General features: G+C 67.8%; 21 protein-coding genes, 1 tRNA gene and 1 pseudogene. 15 read left to right on the top strand and 8 right to left on the bottom strand.

All coding sequences use genetic code 11. The annotated features are described in order from the left end of the window. Positions 1 to 152: 152 nt before the first annotated feature. The gene (locus tag NS2_RS38460) at positions 153 to 410 is read left to right on the top strand and encodes a helix-turn-helix domain-containing protein (protein ID WP_071812170.1); all 258 of its coding nucleotides are present in this window, start codon (positions 153 to 155) and stop codon (positions 408 to 410) included. Then, positions 407 to 772, top strand: coding sequence for a hypothetical protein (locus NS2_RS36080; protein WP_033091773.1), 366 nt, complete (start codon positions 407 to 409; stop codon positions 770 to 772). The genes NS2_RS38460 and NS2_RS36080 overlap by 4 nt, the downstream gene beginning before the upstream one ends. 320 nt (positions 773 to 1,092) lie before the next feature. Here the strand turns inward: NS2_RS36080 and NS2_RS17005 are convergent. Then, positions 1,093 to 1,168, bottom strand: a tRNA-Ala gene (locus NS2_RS17005). Between the two features lie 153 nt (positions 1,169 to 1,321). Here NS2_RS17005 and NS2_RS17000 point away from each other — a divergent pair. Next, on the top strand, positions 1,322 to 2,221 hold the full coding sequence (locus NS2_RS17000; RefSeq protein WP_183121214.1) for a phosphotransferase: 900 nt from the start codon (positions 1,322 to 1,324) through the stop codon (positions 2,219 to 2,221). Here NS2_RS17000 and NS2_RS16995 read toward each other — a convergent pair. Next, positions 2,200 to 2,796, bottom strand: coding sequence for a TetR/AcrR family transcriptional regulator (locus NS2_RS16995; RefSeq protein ID WP_033088532.1), 597 nt, complete (start codon positions 2,794 to 2,796; stop codon positions 2,200 to 2,202). The genes NS2_RS17000 and NS2_RS16995 overlap by 22 nt on opposite strands. Before the next feature lie 72 nt (positions 2,797 to 2,868). Continuing rightward, on the bottom strand, positions 2,869 to 3,585 hold the full coding sequence (locus NS2_RS16990) for a uracil-DNA glycosylase (protein ID WP_033088531.1): 717 nt from the start codon (positions 3,583 to 3,585) through the stop codon (positions 2,869 to 2,871). Positions 3,586 to 3,702: 117 nt separating this feature from the next. On the opposite strand from NS2_RS16990, the gene NS2_RS16985 reads away from it, so the two are divergent. The 7 genes from NS2_RS16985 (at position 3,703) to NS2_RS16955 (ending at position 11,467) form a co-directional block, all read left to right on the top strand. Then, complete coding sequence (locus NS2_RS16985) at positions 3,703 to 4,377, top strand: trimeric intracellular cation channel family protein (RefSeq protein ID WP_033088515.1); 675 nt, start codon at positions 3,703 to 3,705, stop codon at positions 4,375 to 4,377. Positions 4,378 to 4,502: 125 nt separating this feature from the next. Further along, complete coding sequence (locus NS2_RS16980) at positions 4,503 to 4,946, top strand: GyrI-like domain-containing protein (protein ID WP_033088514.1); 444 nt, start codon at positions 4,503 to 4,505, stop codon at positions 4,944 to 4,946. Beyond that, positions 4,943 to 5,377: an effector binding domain-containing protein gene (locus NS2_RS16975; protein WP_033088513.1), complete on the top strand. Its 435-nt coding sequence runs from the start codon at positions 4,943 to 4,945 to the stop codon at positions 5,375 to 5,377. Before NS2_RS16980 ends, NS2_RS16975 begins: the two co-directional genes overlap by 4 nt. Positions 5,378 to 5,625: 248 nt before the next feature. Beyond that, entirely contained in the window at positions 5,626 to 6,375 is a 750-nt protein-coding gene (locus NS2_RS16970; RefSeq protein ID WP_083414827.1) for a hypothetical protein, read from the top strand. A gap of 2 nt (positions 6,376 to 6,377) precedes the next feature. Next, the gene (locus NS2_RS16965) at positions 6,378 to 8,525 is read left to right on the top strand and encodes an Rv1355c family protein (RefSeq protein ID WP_033088512.1); all 2,148 of its coding nucleotides are present in this window, start codon (positions 6,378 to 6,380) and stop codon (positions 8,523 to 8,525) included. 64 nt (positions 8,526 to 8,589) lie between these two features. After that, entirely contained in the window at positions 8,590 to 10,410 is a 1,821-nt protein-coding gene (locus NS2_RS16960) for a putative bifunctional diguanylate cyclase/phosphodiesterase (protein WP_045437968.1), read from the top strand. A gap of 187 nt (positions 10,411 to 10,597) precedes the next feature. Further along, on the top strand, positions 10,598 to 11,467 hold the full coding sequence (locus NS2_RS16955) for an SDR family oxidoreductase (RefSeq protein ID WP_096490728.1): 870 nt from the start codon (positions 10,598 to 10,600) through the stop codon (positions 11,465 to 11,467). 12 nt (positions 11,468 to 11,479) lie between these two features. Here NS2_RS16955 and soxR read toward each other — a convergent pair whose 3' ends face one another. Continuing rightward, on the bottom strand, positions 11,480 to 11,983 hold the full coding sequence (soxR, locus tag NS2_RS16950; protein ID WP_033088510.1) for a redox-sensitive transcriptional activator SoxR: 504 nt from the start codon (positions 11,981 to 11,983) through the stop codon (positions 11,480 to 11,482). Between the two features lie 75 nt (positions 11,984 to 12,058). Between soxR and NS2_RS16945 the strand changes: the two genes are divergently transcribed. After that, positions 12,059 to 13,288 (top strand): arginine deiminase, encoded by a 1,230-nt coding sequence (locus NS2_RS16945; RefSeq protein WP_045437952.1) that lies wholly within the window; start codon positions 12,059 to 12,061, stop codon positions 13,286 to 13,288. A gap of 7 nt (positions 13,289 to 13,295) precedes the next feature. After that, complete coding sequence (locus NS2_RS16940) at positions 13,296 to 13,670, top strand: GntR family transcriptional regulator (RefSeq protein ID WP_033088508.1); 375 nt, start codon at positions 13,296 to 13,298, stop codon at positions 13,668 to 13,670. A gap of 3 nt (positions 13,671 to 13,673) precedes the next feature. Here NS2_RS16940 and NS2_RS16935 read toward each other — a convergent pair whose 3' ends face one another. Next, positions 13,674 to 15,284, bottom strand: a complete 1,611-nt coding sequence (locus NS2_RS16935) for a dolichyl-phosphate-mannose--protein mannosyltransferase (RefSeq protein ID WP_370737299.1) — start codon at positions 15,282 to 15,284, stop codon at positions 13,674 to 13,676. A 208-nt stretch (positions 15,285 to 15,492) separates the two neighbouring features. Between NS2_RS16935 and rsmI the strand changes: the two genes are divergently transcribed. Beyond that, positions 15,493 to 16,347, top strand: a complete 855-nt coding sequence (gene rsmI, locus NS2_RS16930) for a 16S rRNA (cytidine(1402)-2'-O)-methyltransferase (protein ID WP_033088507.1) — start codon at positions 15,493 to 15,495, stop codon at positions 16,345 to 16,347. An 86-nt stretch (positions 16,348 to 16,433) separates the two neighbouring features. Continuing rightward, complete coding sequence (locus tag NS2_RS16925) at positions 16,434 to 17,666, top strand: cytochrome P450 family protein (RefSeq protein ID WP_081986002.1); 1,233 nt, start codon at positions 16,434 to 16,436, stop codon at positions 17,664 to 17,666. Positions 17,667 to 17,745: 79 nt separating this feature from the next. Here NS2_RS16925 and NS2_RS36075 read toward each other — a convergent pair whose 3' ends face one another. Together NS2_RS36075 and NS2_RS37555 are read right to left on the bottom strand one after the other, a co-directional pair. After that, on the bottom strand, positions 17,746 to 17,910 hold the full coding sequence (locus tag NS2_RS36075; RefSeq protein ID WP_155239141.1) for an alpha/beta hydrolase family protein: 165 nt from the start codon (positions 17,908 to 17,910) through the stop codon (positions 17,746 to 17,748). Beyond that, positions 17,904 to 18,008: pseudogene (locus NS2_RS37555) on the bottom strand (LysR family transcriptional regulator); the annotation flags it as partial. The gene NS2_RS36075 and the pseudogene NS2_RS37555, both read right to left, overlap by 7 nt. Positions 18,009 to 18,140: 132 nt before the next feature. On the opposite strand from NS2_RS37555, the gene NS2_RS16915 reads away from it, so the two are divergent. Continuing rightward, positions 18,141 to 18,854, top strand: a complete 714-nt coding sequence (locus NS2_RS16915; protein ID WP_222594874.1) for an alpha/beta fold hydrolase — start codon at positions 18,141 to 18,143, stop codon at positions 18,852 to 18,854. Positions 18,855 to 18,891: 37 nt separating this feature from the next. Here the strand turns inward: NS2_RS16915 and NS2_RS16910 are convergent, their stop codons facing one another. Further along, complete coding sequence (locus NS2_RS16910) at positions 18,892 to 21,030, bottom strand: MMPL family transporter (RefSeq protein ID WP_052086578.1); 2,139 nt, start codon at positions 21,028 to 21,030, stop codon at positions 18,892 to 18,894. Between the last annotated feature and the right edge of the window lie 28 nt (positions 21,031 to 21,058).

The raw sequence follows: 21,058 nt of genomic DNA, 5'->3' as shown, positions 1-21,058 counted from the left end.
GGACACTAGTGCTGGTTTTCCTCGCCGCTCATTCGCTGCCGGACGCCGAACGCACCCGGCGGCCGAAGCGGCTAACCGTCGCCGACATTCAAGCGCGCCTGGCAGCCGAGCCACCACGCCCCTACGTGCCGATCAGCAGAGGGTGGTGACCGATGGCGTTCACCGAATCCGAGGCGAAAGTCCTTGGCGCACTGGCGAGCCTCGACCCTCCGCACGCGCTGACCGTGCGGCAACTCTGCCGGACGACCAGGTTGCCCGAGACCTCGGTGCACCGGGCGCTGCTGCGACTGTCGCGCACTGGGCTGGCGATGAGCACCCGGCAAGGCCCAGCAGGGTGGCACTGCACGGACCGCGGCCGTCTCGCGATCACCCGGCCGGTGTACCGCGACTATGCAGGGGTACGACCATGAGCAACTACGTGATCGGATTCCTCCGACCGGACTTGTCCGGCGAGGGATGGGCCGAAGACGAGGCGCGGATCCACACGTTTGCCGCCGAGCGCGGATGGTCAATGATCCTGGTGTACTACGGGGACCCGGACCGGCCGGGTGGCGCGGTGATCAACCGCCTGATGAATCTCGCCTACGCCGAATGCGTGAACGAGGTGATCGCCCCGAACATCGACCATTTCGAGCCCGACGACCTCCGCGCCCTAGTCAAGATCGCTGACGTAATCTGCGCTGACACTCGCATCAGGTACACCGTCCCAACAGGCGACAACCTCAGCAGCCTTGTGCTGCCGTCATGTACCCAGTCGGTATCGAGTTCCTGAAAGAACTCAGTGAGGTACATGCTCGACCGATACGGGAAGTACCGCGCCGCCTGGTCGAGAGCAGGATCGTCGGCACCGAGGTTTCCGCAGACCAGATCGCCGAGTGCCTCGACGTTCCTACGCCGGAACTTCACGTGCGTACCCCTCCTCGACGCGGCGAAACTGTTCTGGTTCACGCCGATCCTCCAGCGCACCAGTCTATCTGGCCCCGCCGAGCTCAGTCCCCACCTTCCGCATCCCCCAACCCGGAAACGACATTGGGGCTGGTACCGCTTCTGCGGTACCAGCCCCAATGGAGTCGGTTCGTGCAATGACACGATTGGTGGAGCTAAGGGGAATCGAACCCCTGACCTTCTCGATGCGAACGAGACGCGCTACCAACTGCGCTATAGCCCCGCGGGGTCGTTTCCGGCCCGCGATGGAGAACTTTAGCAGGTGGGGTGGGGTGGGGACGAATCGGCTGGTTGGGGATGGTTTTCGTAGGATGGGTGGGTGGATATGAGTGGGTATGGGCGGGAGCTGGGGGATTGGGAGGAGAGGGTGCGGGGGATGTTGGTGGGGGCGGGGTGGGCGGAGTTGGGGCGGGGGCGGCTGCGGGTGTTGGGGGAGGGGCAGGATCATTTGGCGGTGTCGGCGGTGGTCGCGGGGGAGCGGTTCGTGGTGCGGATGCCGAAAGGGGAGGACGGGGCGGAGGGGATTGCGCGGGAGGCGCGGTTGTTGGCGGAGTTGGCGGTGGGGGTGCGGTTGGAGATACCGCGGTATCTGTTCACTGCGGTGAATCCGATCGGGCCGGGGGAGTGCTGTGTGTATCCGGAGGTGCCGGGGGAGGTGTTGGGTGGGCGGGAGTGGCGGGCTCGGGGGCTGCTGGAGCGGGGGGAGACGGCGCGGGCGGTGGCTGAATTCGTGGATGCCGTGCATGCTTTTTCGGCGGAGCGGGCGCGGGAGCTCGGTGTGCCGGAATGGGATCCGCGGACCGAATTTGCGGAGGATCTGGATCTGGTTCGGGCGCAGGTGATTCCGTTGCTGCCGGAAGCGGAGGGGTGGCGGCTGGTCGAGTTGTGGGGCGAATATCTGTCCGTGGACGGGAATTTCGAATATGAGCCGGTGCTGACTCATGCGGATGTGAGTCTCGATCATCTGCTCGTGACGGGGGATCGGATCACCGGGGTCATCGATTTCGGGGATGTCCGGATCGGGGATCCGGACTATGACCTGTGCTATCTGTGGTCGGGCGCGGGGGCGGAATTCGTTCGGCGCGTGCAGGATTACCGCGGGCGGTCGCTGGACGAGAGGCTGATCGCGAAGCTCGAGTTCTGGTCGTGTGCCGATCACGCCATCGATGTGCTGCACGGCATCGAGCACGAGCTGCCCGAATTCCGCGACGACAGCGTGCGGGAGCTGCGGGCCGCCCTGGCGAGGGTCGACGGTCAGTCGACGGGCTCGCTGTAAGAGTCGAGCACGCGCAGGAACAGTTCGATCCGGTACTCCCGGACCGCCGGATTGTCCGGCTCCAGCAGGCATTGGGCGAGCGTGCCATCGTGCACGGCGACCAGCGCGCGGCCCAGCCCGGCGGGATCGGGTACCCGCCGGCCGTTACGCCGCATGAGCGTCACCACCACCGGGATGAGTGCCGCTCCGATGGCTTCCTCGCGCGCCACCATCACCTGCCGCAGTTCCGGATTGCGCAGTGCGTGTGCGGTGAACTCCGAGGTGATGCGAAACCACTTGTCGTCCAGCGGAACCGACGCCAGCACCTGCTCCACGGCGCGGCGGGGATCCTGCGCCACCCCGCCCGGCGTATCCAGCATGGCCGCCGCGTCCGCCAGCATGCGCGCCGAGCGCTGCTCCCACATGGCCAGGAACAGCTCTTCCAGCGAGGTGAAGTTCGAATAGAACGCCCCGCGCGTGAATCCGGCCCGCTCGCATACCTGCTCGACCGAGCACCGCCCGAACCCCTCCTCCGCGAAGGCCTCGAACGCCGCGTCCAGTAATCGCAACCGTGTCTCGGCCCGGCTGCGGCGCATCTTCACGCCGCCGGCCGCACCGTCGGTGGCCGCCCCCTCGAATTCATCATCGGCCCTGCTCACGACCGAATCCTAGCCGTTCCGGTCGCTCGCGGCGTGGGCGGCGTCGGTGAGGACCTGCTCTAGCATCGCCGGGGTGAGGCGGCCGGTGAAGGTGTTCTGCTGCGATGGGTGGTACGTCCCGAACAGGTGGAGGGGTGAGCGATCGGGACGGGCGGGCGCGAGCTCGACGTGGGCGCCGTGGCCGAACTTGGGGCGGGGTTTGGGTATCGCCCAGCCGGATTCGGCCAGGGCGGGCAGCAGGGCCTGCCAGCCCCAGCCGCCGAGCACCACGATCGAGCGCAGAGTCGGTGCGAGCAGGTTCAGTTCGGTGAGGAGCCAGTGGCGGCAGTTGTCGCGCTCGCCGGGAGTGGGTTTGTTGTCGGGCGGCGCGCAATGGACCGGCGCGGTCAATCGGGTGCCGACCAGTCGCAGGCCGTCGTCGGCGGAGACACTCGTCGGCTGGTTGGCCAGGCCCGCCGCATGCATGCACGCGATCAGCACATCGGCGCTGCGGTCCCCGGTGAACATGCGCCCGGTGCGATTGCCGCCGTGCGCGGCGGGCGCGAGGCCGACGATGAGCAGCCGGGCATCGTCCGCCCCGTAGCCGGGAACCGGCTTGCCCCAGTAATTCTCGTCACTGAAAGCGGCCCGTTTGTCGTGTGCCACCCGCTCCCGCCAGGCCACCAGGCGGGGGCAGGCGCGGCACGCGGTAAGTTCCGCGTCGAGCTGGGCAATTGTGCGGCACACCCTGAGATTCAAGCGCACCACGGGTCGAACCGTGCGGCGACGCGGCGATGTGGTGGGCGGGGCATACTGAGCGCCGGTAGCCGAGAGTTAGCGACCAGGAAGGGAACCGGCCACGCAATGAGTGATCTCGTCGAACTCGGCTCCGCCGCCGACGCGGCGCAGAGTGCGGGAAACCTGGTGGGCGTGTTCGCATTCGGCGCCTCGGGCGCACTGCTCGCGGTGCGTCGCCGTTTCGACGTGGTCGGCATCGCGGTACTGGCCGTGGCGACCGCGACCGGTGGCGGCGTCATTCGCGACCTGATCATCGGACGCACCCCGCCGGTCGCCTTCGTCCAGCTCTCCTACGCCGGAATCGCTCTGCTGGCCGCATTGCTCATCTTCTTCTGGCATCCCCCGATGCGCGTGACCCGCACCCCGCTCAATGTCGCCGACGCCATCGGCCTGGGCATCTTCTGTGTGACCGGCACCGTCACCGCCTTCCAATACGGCATGTCGGCCACCTCGGCGGCCGCGTTGGGCGTGGTCACGGCGGTCGGCGGCGGCGTGATCCGCGACGTGCTGGCCGGCGTCACCCCGAGCGTGCTCTCCGACGGCGAGCTCTACGCCGTCCCCGCGCTGCTCGGTTCCGCGGTGACGGCGACGCTGCTGCACTACGGCCAATACACTTACTGGACAGGCGGTTTGGCCGGTGCCGGCGCCGTGATCCTGCGCCTGATCGCCCTGTTCCGGCACTGGCACGCCCCGATGGCCCGCCCGCACCGCCGCCGTCGCGACGACGGTCCGGCCGCCTGAGCCGCCGGATCGCACTCGCCGCGGCGCCGCTGTCGTGTCGTCGAGCACGCTCCGGGGTGATTGATAGCATGGCGAAGGCTTGGCCGACTGGCTGTGAATCACACCTCCGAGAGAGTTCCATACCAATGCAGTTCGAGATCGTCGAGCGGGACGAAACGTGGGTTGCCGGGCTGCCGGTGCGCAGCCCGAAACGTGCCCTCGGTGAACTGCGCGACCACGATCTGGAGGTGGCCTGGGCCGCCGTCCTGCACCAGGAACTGGGCGGACCGCTGGCCTCGGCCTACACCGACTACGCGTGCGAGCTCGGTACCTACAACACCCAGATCGTCGGCTACCAGTGCGCCTCCCTCGACGAGGTGACCCGCGGCCACGTGGTGGCCCGCCTACCGCGCGGCACCTACGCCCGCTTCTCCTCGGTCGGGAACTTCCCGCAGGTCATGACCGACCTGTGGACCCAGATCGCCTACGCGGAAGAACACAAGCAGATCAAGCGCATTCACACCGGCGACTTCGAGACCTATCCGCACGCCTACAAGATCGACCTCTACCTGGCGGTCGAGCCCTCATGACCTATTCGATCGTGGTCCGCCCCGGCGGCGTCTACGGCGGCCTGGTGGTCCCGCGGGTGCGCCCCAGTTTCAAGGTCTCCAACAGCGAGCTCATCGAGTTCCTGCGCGACCGCCTGCGCGACCGCGGCGGTGTGGATCGCCCGCTGGCCACGGTCTACGTCCCCGACCCCGCGGGCAACTACAACGTGCTGGTCTCCTACGAGTACCCCGGCCCCGCCGACGTCCCCGTCGGTGACGTTCTCATCCGCGTCCCCAAGGGCGTCTACGCCCGCTTCCGCCCGAACGGCGACTACCACGATCCGGCCGAGGATGTGTGGGCTCAGGTCGACGACGCGACCGCGTCCGCGGAGATAACCCGGGCCTACCGTGAAGAGATCGAGATCTGGTCCGGCCCGGCCGAACTGGAGCTTTTCATCTCCATCCTGGTGTGATTGCCAATCGTTAACTGATTGGGAACCGACTGGTCTTGTCGCTGGAATTCATGACTGATAGCAATGGTTTGACCTGGCGAGATTTCCGGAGACGCGTTCGGGTTTCGGGGGATTTGCCGGACGCCTGGACAATTTCAGTTGGCTGACGGATACTCCCCTAGGCGCCCACGTCCGACGACCGTCGATACACGACCGTATCGGCGACGACGCGGCAGTCGCGGGTCAGTTGTTTAGTGGAGTGGAACTGTATGGCAGTCGAACCGATCGTGCAGGCCCCGGTGGAAGGTCCCGGCGCTGACATGCTCCGATTTCGGGAGACGCAAACGGGATACACCGTTCTGGTCGGTCCGCCGGAGGCGGACCCTGACCTGTGGCGTCGGTACATGGATGGCGCGCTCGAAGCGTATCGCCGGTTCGATTCCGCGGAAGCGCTCGATTACGACACCGTGATCGATGGTCGTTCCACTTCCCTGTTCTTCGTCGCGCTGGACTCGGATGGCCGGGTCGTCGCCGGCGTTCGAGCCGAGGGTCCGCACAAGCACGTCGACGAGATGCGTGCGGTGGCCAGCTGGGCCGGTCTGAAGGGCGGACCGGCGTTCCGCCATCTGGTCGCGGACCAGATCCCGTACGGCGTGATCGAATGCAAGGCCGGTTGGGCTGCCCGTGATTCGGAGTATCGTCACGCCCTCGCCGAGTGGATGGCCCGGGCGTGCGTGCACGCCGCGATGCTGCTGGGCGTCCGCTATGTCACCAGCCATGCGCCCGAGCATGCCTTGCGGCTCTATCGCAGCAGCGGCGCGAACGTGGCCTGGTGGATTCCGCCGTCGTCGTATCCGGACGAGCGCTATCGCACGTTCGCGGTCTGGTGGGATATGAAGACGTATCGCGCTGTCGCCACCGAATCGCAGGCGCGGTTGCTGGAGGTCGAATTGTCGGAAATGCGGAAAAATGATCTGATGCCGCCCGATTTCTGGGCCCCGGCCAAAGGGCTCGCGTAATCATGATCGAACATGGCGTTGGAGGCATTGATTATCGACCGCTCCTGCTCGACGAATTCAATGCCGTGGATGCCTCTCGATTAGCTGAGCTGCGTTCGGATCCGGCGATCGAATCCTTGGACATTCGGGATTTGCTCCGGGCCGAGTTCGCGAGCCTGGTAGATCCGCCGGAATTGTCCGAAACATCCGAATCGGATAGATGGGTTTATTACCCGTGGCGGCATCGGATCCTCGCGCTCCCCGGCCCGCGACTGCTGCGCGCTGTTCGACTCGACCGGAACCGCAACAACCTCACCCGCGCCGAACAGGACATCCTCGGCGCCCAGGCGATCGGTGTCGTCGGCCAGAGCGTCGGGCACGCCGTCGCCCATGTGCTGGCCATGGAGGGCACCTGCGGTCTACTGCGGCTGGCCGATTTCGACATCATGGAGCTGTCGAATCTCAACCGTATTCCCGGCACACTGTTCGACATCGGGGTGAACAAGGCCGTGGTCGCGGCCCGGCGGATCGCCGAACTCGATCCCTACCTGCCGGTGGAGGTCTTCCCGGGCGGACTCGACGACGAGAATATGGATGCCTTCCTCACCGGCCTGGACATCGTTGTCGAGGAATGCGATTCGTTCGACATCAAGCTCGCCGTGCGTGAGGGCGCTCGCCGACACCGGCTGCCCCTGGTCATGCATTCCAGCGACCGCGGCCTGCTCGATGTCGAGCGCTTCGACCTGGAGCCGGGCCGTGAGCCCTTCCACGGCTTGCTCGGTGGCGTGACCGCCGCGGAGCTGCGGGGATTGTCCACCCGGGCGAAGGCGCCCTATGCCGTCCGAATACTGGACGGTTCCAACCTTTCCGCCACGCTCGCCGCGAGCATGGTGGAGATCGGCGAGACCCTCAACAGCTGGCCGCAACTGGCGTCCGATGTGCAGAGCGGCGGTTCCAACGTGGCGGCGGCGGTGCGGCGGATCGGGCTCGGGCACAAGCTCCCATCGGGGCGTACCCGGGTCGACATAGAGAAATGCCTGGATGAGATCGCCGAGCCGGAGCTGCCCGAAGAGCTGGTGTGGCCGGACGATCCCTCCGAGCCCGCCCCGGAATCCGATCTGGCGGCTGTGCTCGAATGTGCTCAACGGGCGCCCTCGGGCGGGAACGCACAGCCCTGGACGCTGCGGGTCGGCACCGGTGAGCTGACGATCGAACTTGCGCCCGAACACTCTTCGCTGATGGATATCGGCTACCGGGCGAGTGCGGTGGCGGTCGGCGCCGCGTTGTACAACGCACGCGCCGCCGCCGCCGTGTACGGTCTGCTCGGCGCGAGCGAACTGAATTCGGGCGGCCCGGATTCGCTCACCGCCGTACTGCGGTGGGGTTCGGGCACCGATCCGGAACTGGCGCGTGACTATTCGGCATTGCTCGCAAGACATACCAATAGGCGCGACGGAACTGGCTCGCCGATTCCGGCCGAGGTGCTGGACGCGCTCGTCGCGACCGCGCGACGTGCCGGTGCGGAGTTGCATATGGTCACCGACCGGGACCGCATCGAAACCGCGGCGCGGATTCTCGCTGAATCGGAGCGGGCCCGCTACCTGACGCCGGCATTGCACGCGGAGATGATGTCCGAATTGCGCTGGCCCGGTGATGATCTGCGAACCGGGATGGATTTGCGCACGCTGGATCTCGCGCCCGATGAACTGGTCAAGCTCGATATCGCCCGCCGCGCGGACGTGATGGCCCAGTTGCACGCGTGGTCGGGCGGCCAAGCGCTGGTCGGAGCGACACTGGAGAAGGTCCGGTCCAGTTCGGCGGTGGTGGCCCTCACCATCCCGGCGTTGTCGCACGACGACCGATCGGGACTGCTCGCGTATGCCGATGCCGGGGCGGCGTTGCAGCGTCTCTGGATCGCCGCCGAACGCCACGATCTGGCGGTCCAGCCCGTGTCGCCGGTATTCCTGTATGCCCGACGCCCCGAGGAACTACGAACGGTTTCCCCGGAGTTCGCCGATACACTAACGTCACTTCAAGGAAGCTTCCTGGAACTGTTGGAAGTCCCCGGGCACGAAACGGTGGCGTCGGTACTGCGTTTTGGGTATGCGGCCGAGCCCACGGTTCGCAGCAGGCGACGTCCCGTACCGGGTGCGGACCCGCGCGGCGAGTGAGATCGGAGAGAACGTGCCTCGGCGAACGCTCGACTCACTGGTGACCCAGGTCGCCTCGGAGTTGATGGCGGTCGATGTCTCTACGATGGCGGCCGCGAGCGAACGGGTGCTTTCCTGGTTGGTGGAGCATTTCGACGTCGATTTCAGTTTTCTCCGCTTTACCGATGAAGCCCGGCAGGCATCGGTTCTCATTGCGGAGTGGCCCCAGCGGCCGGTGCTCACCGAGGGTGACCCGTTGCAGGTGGCCAGCTTCGACGATCCGGATGCGGTCTTGACGCGATTCGGCGAAATCACCGATCCGATCATCATCAGGCCGACCTCCGAATTCGCCGACTATCAGCGGCTTATCCAACAAGCCTCCGGTATCGAAGCCGTCTCCGCTGCCGCCGTGCCGCTGGTGTCGCGCGGTCGAGCGACGGGAATGCTCGGCTTCATCAAGGAGGGCGATCGGGAGTGGAGTACCCGAGAGCTCAATGTCCTCAAGGCGATTGCCGCCTTGTTCGCGCAGTTGCAGGCGCGCGTGGTCGCCGAGGAACGGTTGCGCTTCATCGCCATGCACGACGATCTGACCGGGCTGGCCAATCGTCGTGCGCTGCTCGAGCACATGGAGGAGAGACTCGGGTCCGGGTGCGCCGGACCGGTGGCGGCGTTCTTCCTGGATCTCGATCGGCTCAAGGCGCTCAACGACTTCCTCGGGCACACGGCCGGGGACAACTTCATTCGCACGCTTGCCGCGCGGTTGCGTGAGAATCTCGATGTCGGCGACATGATCGCCCGGCTGGGCGGTGACGAGTTCGTCATCGTGCCGGCCAAGCCGATGGATGCCGCCGCGGCCGAGCGGGAGGCGAGCCGGATTCAGCAGCTGATCGGGCGGCGGGTCACGGTGGGCGGGGAGACCGTGAGCCGCGGGGCGAGTGTGGGTGTGGCGCTGGGGATTCCGGGCGAAACCACCGTGTCGGATGTGCTGCGGCGCGCCAATCACGCACTGCTGTCGGCGAAGTCGAGCGGTGGCAATGGCGTGGCGGTGTTCACCGATGCCATGCGGGCGCAGTTCGAGCTGCAGGACGATGTGGAGTTGAACCTGCGCGGGGCGGTGGCCGACGGGTCGCTGGTGCTGCACTATCAGCCCGAGGTGGATCTGCGGACCGGGCGGGTGGTGGCGCTGGAAGCTCTTGTGCGCTGGCAGCATCCGACCCGCGGGCTGCTGCCGCCTGGTGCGTTCGTGGGTGTCGCGGAGGCCACCAATCTGGCGGGTGAGTTGGGGCGGTGGGTGATTCGCACCGCGGCCGAGCAGTTCGCGAGCTGGCGGCGGCGCGGGCTGGCGTCGAATGTGGTTATTCGCATCAATGTGTCGCCGGTGCAGCTGGTGAGCCTGGATTTCGTGGAGACCATGGAGGGGGTGCTGCGCCGGTACGGGATCGACGGCTCCTCGGTGTGCCTGGAGATCACCGAACACGTTGTGGTGCAGGATCTCGCGCGCACCCAGGTGACGCTGCGCGGGCTCAAGCGGATGGGCGTGCAGATCGCCATCGACGACTTCGGCACCGGGTATTCCTCGCTGTCGCATCTGAAGGCGCTGCCGGTGGACGCGGTGAAGATCGATCGCGGCTTCGTGCAGCGGCTGGGCGCCAGCGCCGACGACCTGGCGATCGTGAAATCGATTGTGGGCCTTGCCGGTTCGTTCGGCCTCGGGGTGGTCGGCGAGGGCGTGGAGACCACGGTGGCGGCGCGCACGCTGGTGGCGCTGGGCTGCTATCGCGCGCAGGGCTTTCTGATCGCGCGGCCGATGCCGGCCGAGGAGGTCGAGGAGCATCTGGCGGCGGGGCGGATCGCACTCGATCTGGACCTGCCGGGTGCGAGCCGGTCGGTCCTGCCCGGTTCCTGACCCGTACCCGCCGGGTCGCCGTGCGGGCACGATTCCCTAACTTTCCCCGACCCCGTGTCGAATGCCTGACTTCGGCGCGAGTGCCCAGGAAAATAGGGGCGTAACGGGTACTCGCCCGACTCGCGAACAATTGTGTTCGCGTAGTAGCGTGCGGGCTGACAGGGCTGTCGAATAAGGATGGATTGGCGTGCGTGATCGTGGCCTGAGCGGCAAGAAAACCTTGATAACCGGCGCGGCGAGCGGCATCGGCCGGGCCACGGCGCTGGCCGCCGCCCGCAAGGGCGCGCGGCTGGTGCTCACCGACGTGAACACCGACGGGCTGGACGCGACCGTCGAATCCATCCGGTCCGGCGGCGGCATCGTCGAGGTGGCCGCGGCCCTGGATATCAGCGATTACGACGCCGTCACCGCCTTCGCCGAGAAGGTACACGACCAGATCGGCTCGCTGGACGTGGTGATGAACATCGCGGGCATCTCCGCCTGGGGCACGGTGGAGAACCTCGAGCACCGGCACTGGAAGCGCATGATCGATGTGAACCTCATGGGCCCCATCCATGTCATCGAGAACTTCGTGCCGCCCATGATCGAGGCGAAACGCGGTGGCGCGCTGGTCAATGTCTCCTCCGCCGCCGGACTGCTCGCCTTCCCGTGGCACGCCGCCTACAGCGCCAGCAAGTTCGGCCTGCGCGGCGTGTCGGAGGTGCTGCGTTTCGACCTGGAGCGGCACGGCATCACCGTGCACCTGGTCGTCCCGGGCGCGGTCGACACGCTGCTGGTGCAGTCCGTGGACGTGATCGGGGTGGACCGCGACGATCCGCGAATCCAGGCTTGGATCAAGCGCTTCCGCCGCCACGCCAAGTCGCCCGAAGAGGTGGCCGAGACGATCCTGAAGGGTGTGGAGAAGGGGACCTATCTCATCCACACCCAGTTCGACATCCGCTTCGGCTACTGGTGGGCCCGCAAGTTCGCCTGGCCCTACGAGTTCGTCATGCGGCGCGCCAACGACCTGTTCACCACGTTCCTGCCCCGGGCGGAGGTTTCCAACGCCCCGAAATGACGGGGTGCGGCGCTACGCGGAATCGGGGCCGCAGACCCCGGGCTTGGTGCAGTTCTCGGCCGCGTGCGTGTCCAGCACGCGCGCGCCCGGGCCCTCGTCGCCGAGGTGGTCGTGGGCATTGAAGATCTTGCACACCCCCAGCGACAGGCACCCGCAGCCGATGCAGCCGGTGAGGTTGTCGCGCAGGCGGATCAGCTGTTCGATGCGGTCGTCGAGGTCGGCGCGCCAGGTGGTGGACAGCGTTTCCCAGTCCCGCCGGCTGGGGTTGCGGCCGTCGGGCAGATTGTCGAGGGCGCGACGGATCGCGGCCAGCGGAATGCCGACACGCTGTGAGATGCGGATGAAGGCCACGCGGCGCAGGGTTTCCCGGGGGTAGCGGCGTTGGTTGCCGCTGGTTCGGCGGGCTGTGATCAAGCCCTCACGTTCGTAGAAATGCAAGGCGGACACCGAAACTCCGGCCCGCTGGGCCAGCTGACCGGGGGTCAGCTCCTTCGCCTGCCACGACGCGGTCTGCACACCTGAACATTACTCCAGGTTTTTCGCCGGTGCGAATTGCATGCCATCCGTGCCGAAGGGAACTACCGTCGTGTCATGGGAACAAAGGCCGCACCCACGGCGCGACCGTTTTCCGTGACCTCGGAGGTCGGCGCGCTGCGCACGGTGCTTCTGCACCGCCCGGGCGACGAGCTGCGCAGGCTCACCCCGCGCAATAACGACCAGTTGCTGTTCGACGCCATCCCCTGGGTGGAGCGCGCGCAGCAGGAGCACGACGCCTTCGCCGGGGTGTTGCGCGGGCGCGGGGTGGAGGTGTTGCTGCTCGCCGAGGTGCTGACCCAGACTCTCGAGACGAGCGGGGCCGCGCGCATTCAGGGCATTTCGGGCGCGGTGGACGCGCGGCGACTCGGCCACGTACTCGCCGACGAGCTGGCCGCGCATCTGCGCCGGGTGCCCGCGCCCGAGCTGGCCCAGATCCTGATGTCCGGCATGACATTCGACGAACTGCCCTTCGGCCCGGACGCCACCTCGCTGGTGCGGCGCATGCACCACGGGCACGACTTCGTCATCGATCCGCTGCCGAACCTGCTGTTCACGCGTGATTCCTCGTTCTGGGTCGGGCCGCGGGTGGCCATCACCTCCCTCGCGCTGCCGGCGCGGGCGCGCGAAACCTCGCTCACCGACCTGATTTACGCGTTCCACCCCCGCTTCCTGGGTGTGCGGCGGGCCTACGAATCGCATCAGGCGCCCATCGAGGGCGGCGATGTGCTGTTGCTCGCGCCCGGCGTGGTGGCGGTCGGGGTGGGCGAGCGCACCACGGCCGCGGGTGCGGAAGCCCTGGCGCGCAGTCTGTTCGAGGACGATCTGGCCCACACCGTGCTCGTGGTGCCGATCGAGCAGACCCGTGCGACCATGCATCTCGACACCGTCTGCACCATGGTGGACGTCGACGCGGTGGTGATGTACCCGGCCATCCAGGATGAACTGTGCGCCTTCACCATTCGCAAGGAGGAGGGGCACGGCGTGAGCATCTCCGGCCCGGATCCCTTCCTGCGGGTGGCCGCCGAGGCCATGGGCATCGGGAAGCTGCGGGTGGTCGACACCGGTCTGGACGGTGTCACCGCCGAACGGGAGCAGTGGGACGACGGCAACGACACCCTCGCCCTGGCCCCCGGCGTGGTGGTGGCCTACGAACGCAATGAGAACACCAATGCGCGGCTCGAAGACGCCGGAATCGAGGTGCTGCGCATCCCCGGCTCCGAGTTGGGTTCCGGCCGTGGCGGTCCGCGCTGCCTGTCCTGCCCGCTGTCGCGTGACGAGGTGTGATGAAGCCATGCTGGACATCCCGGTCGACCACCACTCGACGGTCCCGCCGTACGAGCAACTGCGGCAGGGCATCATCGCCCGGGTCCGCTCCGGCGAGCTCGCCGCCGGGACGAAGATCCCCACGGTGCGGGCGCTGGCGGCGACGCTGAGGCTGGCCCCGAACACGGTGGCGCGCGCCTACCGTGAGCTGGAGCAGGACGGCGTCCTCGAAACCCGGGGGCGGCTGGGCTCTTTCATCGCCTCCTCGGGCGACCCGACCCGGGACCTGGCCGGGCGCGCCGCGACGGAGTACGTCGCGGTGATCCGGCGGCTGGGCCTCGACGACGACGCGGCGGTCCGTTACTTGCACGCCGCGCTCGGCGAAACCCGGACCGTCGGCTGATCCCTACCGCCAGCTCGGCAGCCACAGGTGTTCGTGCCAGCTGCCCGGGGTGATGGGCTGCGCCGTCAGAATCGGCCACAGCCAAATGAAATTGACGATGACCATGGCCAGGTAGAGGCAGACCACCAGCAGGCCCAAGCCCTGCCGTTCACTCGACGGGAGAAAGGTCTGCTGCCAGCCCGGCGCGCCCGAGAGCCGTCGGCCGCTGGGTGGCGCGTGGCCGAGGATGTCGCCCAGGGCCAGCGCCACGCCCATGGCCAGGAACGGCGCGAGCGGCACCGCGTAGAAGAAGTACATCTGCCGGTTCAGATCCAGGAACCACGGCAGGATGCCCGCGCCGTAGCCGACCAGCACGGCGGCATAGCGCCAGTCGCGGCGCACCGCGCTGCGCCAGATGGCCCAGGCCAGCATGGGGAAGCACAGCCACCACAGTGCCGGGGTGCCGATCGCCATCACGGCCTTCACACAGGTGGCCTGGCCGCAGCCGGTCACGTTGGTGTCGGCGTAGTAGTAGAGCATCGGCCGCAGCCCCATGAACCAGGTCCACGGCTTGGATTCCCACGGATGGTGATTGTCCGCGGAATTGGTGAGCTCCTTGTGGAAGGTGAGCACCTCGCCGCCGTAGAACCAGATCCCGCGCAGCGCGCTCGGCACCCAGGAGAAGAAGCCGTCGCGTCCGACCCGCACGCCGACCGCGTACCGATCGTAGCTGGTCTCACTGGCGAACCACCCCCAGAAGGAGGCCAGGTACACGAGGACCGGGATGACGCACAGCGCGTAGACGGTCGGCACGAAGTCGCGGATCGCAACGCCCGACCAGGGCAATCGCACCCGGTAGCCGCGTCGCGCCGAGAGGTCGAAGACCAGCGACAGCGCGGTGAAGGCGATGATCCAGTACGCCCCGGACCATTTGGTGCCGCATGCCAGCCCGAGCAGCACGCCCGCGCCGCAGCGCCACCAGCGCACGCCGAATCGCGGTCCGAATTCGGAGTCGTCTATTCGCCCCTCGGCGGCGACCAGCGCGATGCGGGCCCGGATGTCGTCGCGATCGACCACCAGGCAGCCGAAGGCGGCCGTCACGAACAGGGCCTGGAAGATGTCGAGCATCCCGATCCGGGACGACACGAAGGTGAGCCCGTCGCAGATCAGCAGAATGCCCGTGAACGCGCCGATCAGCGTGGACCGCGTCATCCGTCGCACAATGCGAATCACCAACAGCACCAGCAGCGTTCCCGAGACGGCGGCGGTGAACCGCCACCCCCACGGCCCGTACCCGAAGATCGCCTCCCCGAGCGCGATCATCTGCTTGCCGACCGGCGGATGCACCACCAGCCCGTAGCCCGGGTTGTCCTCCACCCCGCCATTGGTGAGCAGTTGCCACGCCTGCGGCGCGTAATGCTTCTCGTCGAAGACGGGCGTGTGCAGATCCGTCGGATAGTTCAGCAGCAGGAACCGGGTGATGGCGGTGATGGCCGTCAGCACCAGCGTGACCACCCACCCCCGAGCCCAATCCGTGGGCCCGAAATCGGGTGAGGGCAGCAGCGGAGCCGGACTGGACAGCGCCGCCGTCTCCGCCCCCTCCGCTGCCGGTCGCGCGTCGGTCACCTGGGTCACGCCGTCGATCGTAAGCGGTGCGTGCCCCCGAGTCCTGCCCCGCTGCCCAGCCCGTCGCCGAACCCGCGGGGCCCGCGACCCGGGCGCGGGGTGGGGTTCGCCCCAGACGTCGCTGGTCGTGGGCGCGGCGGTAGGTTCGGAGGGCGGCATTCGGCGGCCGGTGTGCCGGTGCGCGGTGCGAGCGGCAATCGTGGAGAGGCGGATTTGCATGGGCGTGGAGCCGGGGACCGTGGGGCGGCTGGTCTTGGCGGCTACGCCGATGGGGGATATCGGGGACGCGTCGCAGCGATTGCGGGATGCGCTGGGGTCGGCCGATGTGGTGGCCGCCGAGGACACGCGGCGCACGAAATCGTTGGCGAAGGCGCTCGAGGTGGAGATCTCGGGGCGGGTGGTGAGTTTCTACGACCACGTGGAGACCGCGCGGATTCCCATGCTGCTCGAGGAGATACGGGCCGGGAAGACCGTTCTGCTGGTGACCGATGCCGGGATGCCGTCGGTGAGCGATCCGGGTTATCGGATGGTGGCGGCGTGTGTGGAAGCGGATCTGCCGATCACCTGTCTGCCGGGGCCCTCGGCGGTGACCACGGCGCTGGCATTGTCGGGGCTGCCGGTCGAGCGGTTCTGTTTCGACGGGTTCGCGCCCCGCAAGTCCGGGCAGCGCAAGGAGTGGCTGCGGACCCTGACGGCCGAACCGCGGGCGGTCGCCTTCTTCGAGGCTCCGCATCGGCTCGCGGATTGCCTGGCCGACGCGGTCGAGGTGCTCGGGCCGGATCGGCGCGGGGCGGTGTGCCGCGAGCTGACCAAGACCTACGAGGAAGTGGTGCGCGGCAGCCTGGGCGAACTGGCGGCTTGGGCGGTCGAGGGCGTGCGCGGGGAGATCACGGTGGTTCTCGAAGGCGCGCAACCGGTTTCGGCGGAGCCCGCCGACCTGGTAGGTCAGGTGGAGGCGTTGATCGCGTCCGGGTTGCGGCTCAAGGACGCCTGCGCCGAGGTGTCGGCGGCGACCGGGGCCTCGCGGCGGGAACTCTACGACGCGGTGCTGGCGGCCCGATCCGCCGAATAGTGCCGCCGGGCAAGGCATATGCACTGCGAGTGTATGCAGCGCGATGGCAGGGCGGGAAAGGTCGGGCGCTGTTAGAGTCGCCGATCATGGGGCATGAGAACACTGTCACGGCAAGTGAATCGGCCATCGCGCCGTTCACGCTGACCGCTGATTTCTATCAGCGTCCCCACGCCGCCTACGACGAGTTGCGCGGGCGTGGCCCGGCGCATTTCGTGCGGTTCCCCGATGGCGGAACCGGCTGGCTCATCACCGATTACGAGGTGGCCAAGGCCGCGTTCCTGGACCCGGGCATCAGCAAGGCGCTGAATTCGGCGGGTGCGCGGGCCGCGCTGGGTGGTGACGGTGCGGGCGCGCAGATGTTCGGCGACATGATGGTGTTCTACGACCCGCCCGAGCACACCCGGCTGCGGGCACTGGTGAATCGCGCCTTCAGCAGCCGCGCGGTGCGTGAGCTGGCCCCGCGCGTCACCGAACTGGCCGACGCGCTGCTCGCCGAGCTGGCCGCGGACGCCACCGTCGATCTGGACCTGTTGGACCGCTACGCTTTTCCGCTGCCCATGCTGGTCATCTGCGAGCTGCTCGGGGTGCCCAGCGCGGAGCGCGACAACTTCCGCGCCTGGTCGACCACCCTGGTATCGAATGACGAGACCCCCGCGGCCCGCGGTGCGGCGGTGCAACAGTTCGTCGCCTATATCGACCAGCTGATCCGCGCCAAGAGCGCCGAGCCCGCCGAGGACCTGCTCTCCGAGCTCATCACCGCCAGCGAGGAGGGCGACCGGCTGTCGCACCGCGAGCTGATCAGCATGGTATTCCTGCTGCTGGTCGCCGGTTTCGAAACCACGGTCAATCTCATCTCGAACGCGGTCGCGATCCTGCTGTCCGACAAGGCCGTTCGAGAGACGTTGGACCGGGATCCCGCGCGGGTACCGGATTTCGTGGAGGAAGTGCTGCGCTACGAGTCGCCCGCGAGCGAGGCCACCTTCCGCTACACCACGGTCCCGGTCACCCTCGGCGGCGTGGAAATCCCTGCCGGACAGCGCATTCTGGTGTCCATGGCGGCGGCCGACCGCGACCCGTCCCGCTTCGCCGACCCGCACACGGTCGACCTGGACCGCGCCGACAAGAACCACCTCGCCTTCGGATACGGCATCCACCGCTGTGTCGGCGCGCCGCTGGCGCGCATGGAGGCCGGTATCGCGCTCACCCGCCTGCTCGCCGCCTACCCGGACCTGGAGCCGGCCGCGGGTGCGGAGCCGGTCTGGCGCAAGAGCCTGATCGTGCGAGGTCTGACCGAATTGCCGGTGCGACTTCGACCTTGATCGTCGGGTGTCGGCCCGTCGAGACGCGCGCATGACGAAGGGGGTTGTGCGCCCGTCTCCGCGGGCCGAGGCCGGATGCTCAGGGCGTGGCGGGCACCGGGTTCCGCAGGAAATCCCCGACCCGCTGGACGGCCTCGGCCGCCTCCGGATGGAACGACCAGTAGATCTGGAAGGCATGCCCCTCCACCGCGAAGCTGTCGTGCCGGATGGCATTGCCGTGCGCGCGCAGCCGGTCCACGAGCACGTGGGTCGGGCTGGGGTGACATACAGCCGCTGTGCTGCCCGGCCGAAGTTCAACTCCTCGGCGACCGCCACGAAGGCGCGTAAATGCCGCAGTTCCACGCCCTCCGGGGTCTGAGGTAGCGGCTCGACCATGCGCCCGAGTATGCCCGTCCCGCATTCATTCCGCAGGGGCATCGCTGCCGTGCGAACCAGGCAATTCCCCCGGCCGGGCGGAACTGCGACCGTGGACGCATGGAACTCGACAAAGGCTTCGCAGACTCCAAGGACGGCACCCACATCGCATATACGCGATACGGTTCGGGCCCGGTCGTCGTGCTGGTGGACGGCGGGCTCGCCGCGCAGGACTTCGGGCCGAACAAGGCACTGGCCGAGGCGCTTTCGAGCAGGTACACCGTGTACACCTATGACCGGCGCGGGCGCGGCGGCAGCGGGGAGAATCTGCCGCTCGACGTCGAGCGCGAATTCGAGGATCTCGACGCGATCGTCGACCTGGCCGGGGCGCCGGTGATGCTGTACGGCATTTCATCCGGCGGTGGCTTGATTCTGGATTACCTGCGCAGTGGGCGATCGGTGCGCAAGGTCGCGCTCTACGAGGTGCCGTTCGTGGTCGACGACACGCGCCCGCCGTTGCCCGATGACTACATCGAGCAGCTGCATTCGATGCTGTCGCAGGGGATGAACGGTGAGGCGGTCAAATACTTCATGCGTCAGGGCGCGCGCCTGCCCGCCCTGCTGGTCGCCGCGTTCCCGCTGTTCCCCGGCTGGAGCCACCTGAAGACGGTGGCCCCGACCATGGCCTATGACATCCAATACGTCGCCGAATTCCAGCGCGGCCGTACGCTTCCCGCCGACCGCTGGGCCGATTTCGGAATTCCGTCACGGTCATCGCGGGCAGCAAGATCCCGGAGTGGATGCGCAATGCCAATGCCGCACTGGCCCAGGTGATTCCGGGCGCGTCACATCGCGTGCTGCCCGGGCAGACTCACCTGGTCAAGGCGCCGGTGCTGGCTCCCGCGCTGATCAAATTCTTCGGCTGAACCTTTTTCCGATTTCCCGGGGCCCACCAGTTGGCGGGCCCCATCAGCTTGACCAGAGCCGGGACCAGCAGCATGCGGACCAGGGTGGCGTCGATGATCAGCGCGATCACCATGCCGAGGCCCAGGAAACGCATGGGGGTGAGCGGGGAGAGGGTGAAGGCTCCGGTGATCAGTACCAGAAGCGTTGCGGCGGCGGTGATCACGCGAGCCGTCTGTACGGTGCCGACGCGGACGGATTCCTCGGTATCGGCCCCGGCATCGTGCGCCTCCACCATGCGCGAGAGCAGGAACACCTCGTAGTCGGTGGAGAGACCGAAGACCACCGCGATGATCAGCACCAGCATTCCTGCCGATAGCGGCCCGACGCTGATGTGCAGCACGCCCGCCAGGTGCCCCTTGTCGAAGATCCAGGTCAGCACCCCGAAGGTGGCCGTCAGGCTCAGGAACGCCATGAGTACGGCCTTGAGCGGCAACACGATCGAGCGGAAGGCCAGGGCCAGCATGAGCAGGGTCACCGCCACCATGACCGCGATCATGAGCGGGAGCCGGTCCAGGACGGCGGCAATGCTGTCCACGGTGGTGGCGCTCTCACCGCCGACCCGCAATTCCAGTCCCTGCAACCGCAGGTCGCGCAGGTCGTGCACGATGTCCTGGGCTCGCGGGGAGCGGTCCGGCGCGGCGAGGGCGGCGTGGATGACGGTGGTGTTGTCGCGGGTGTCGAGGGCCGTGGCCTGGCGCACGCCGCGGACGCCGCCGATCTCCCGCAGCGCGGTGCTGATGGCGGCCGAAGTCGGTGCGCTGCCATCGGTTTCGCGCAGTAGGATGGTCGCGCCGCTGTTGGCCGACGGGAAATGTGCGCTCAAATCCTCGACGGCGGTGCGGGTTTCATTCCCGGCGGGCAGCGCGGTGTGGTCGATGTCGCCGAGCCGGACCCCGGTCAACGGCGCCGCCAGCACCAGTAGGATCGCGCCGACCGCGATGGCGACCGCGCCCGGCCGGCGCATGACCGCAGTGACGACCCGTCCCCAGAACCGTTGCGCCCGTTCCTCCGACCGCTCGAAGGCGTCCGCCCGCCAGCTCCACTTGCCGATGCGCGGACCCAGCAGCGCGAGGATCGCGGGCAGCGCGGTCACCGACAGCAGCGCGGCCAGCCCCACCGCCGCGATGGCCCCGATGCCCAGCGATCGCAGCACGGCCAGCGGGAACACGAAGGTGCCCGCGAACGCGCACATGAGCAGCAGCGCCGAGAACAGCACCGTGCGCCCGGCGGTCTGCAGGCTGCGGGCTACCGCCTCCTCGGTCGACCGGCCCCGCCTCAGCTCCTCCCGGAACCGTCCGACAATGAAAAGCCCGTATTCGATTGCCAATCCGAGCCCCAGCAGCGACACCACGTTCATGGCGAACACGCTGACCTCGGTCAGCCGCGCCATGATCCCGACCGTGCCGAGCGCGCCCACCACCGCCAACGTGTCGATGAGCACCGGCAGCGAGGCGGCCACCACGCCACCGAAGATCAGCACCAGTACCAGCGCGGTCAGCGGAATCGAAATCGATTCGGCCAGCACCAGATCGTGGCGCGACTGCTCGCTGATGGTGTCGGCCAGGGCGCTGTACCCGGTCAGCTTGGTATCCAGTCCTGGAACCCGCAGCGCAGCAGCGATTTTCGGATACTCCGCGACGCGCTGATTGTCATTGCCCGCCGAGAACACCACGGCGACGGCCTGTCGCCCATCGGTGGACCGCAGGAACTGGGATCGCGAACTGTTCCAATAGCTTTCGACCGGGCGATCCAGCAGCGCCGGATCGATCGTCCCGATCGCCGCCGTCACCCGCGGTCCGATGTCAGCCAGCGACTGTCCCTCGGGTGCGGTGTAGATCGCGATGACATCCGGATTCTGCGGCCCCAGCCGCTCGGTCACCCAGGCGTCCACCGAAGCGGATTCCCCGTCCGGAACCACGAATCCGGCCGAGCTCACCCGCTGCTGCAATCCGGCCGCGAACAGTCCGCACAACAGCGCGAACAACACCGCCACCACCAGCACGGTTTTCGGCCGTGTCACCACGACCCGGCTCCAAGCCGCGATCGGGCCGCGCGATGCCACGCCCTCGGCA

The sequence above is a fragment of the Nocardia seriolae NBRC 15557 genome, assembly GCF_007990715.1.
GTDB classification, from domain to species: domain Bacteria; phylum Actinomycetota; class Actinomycetes; order Mycobacteriales; family Mycobacteriaceae; genus Nocardia; species Nocardia seriolae.
This window is presented reverse-complemented; position numbering and strand designations above follow the sequence as displayed.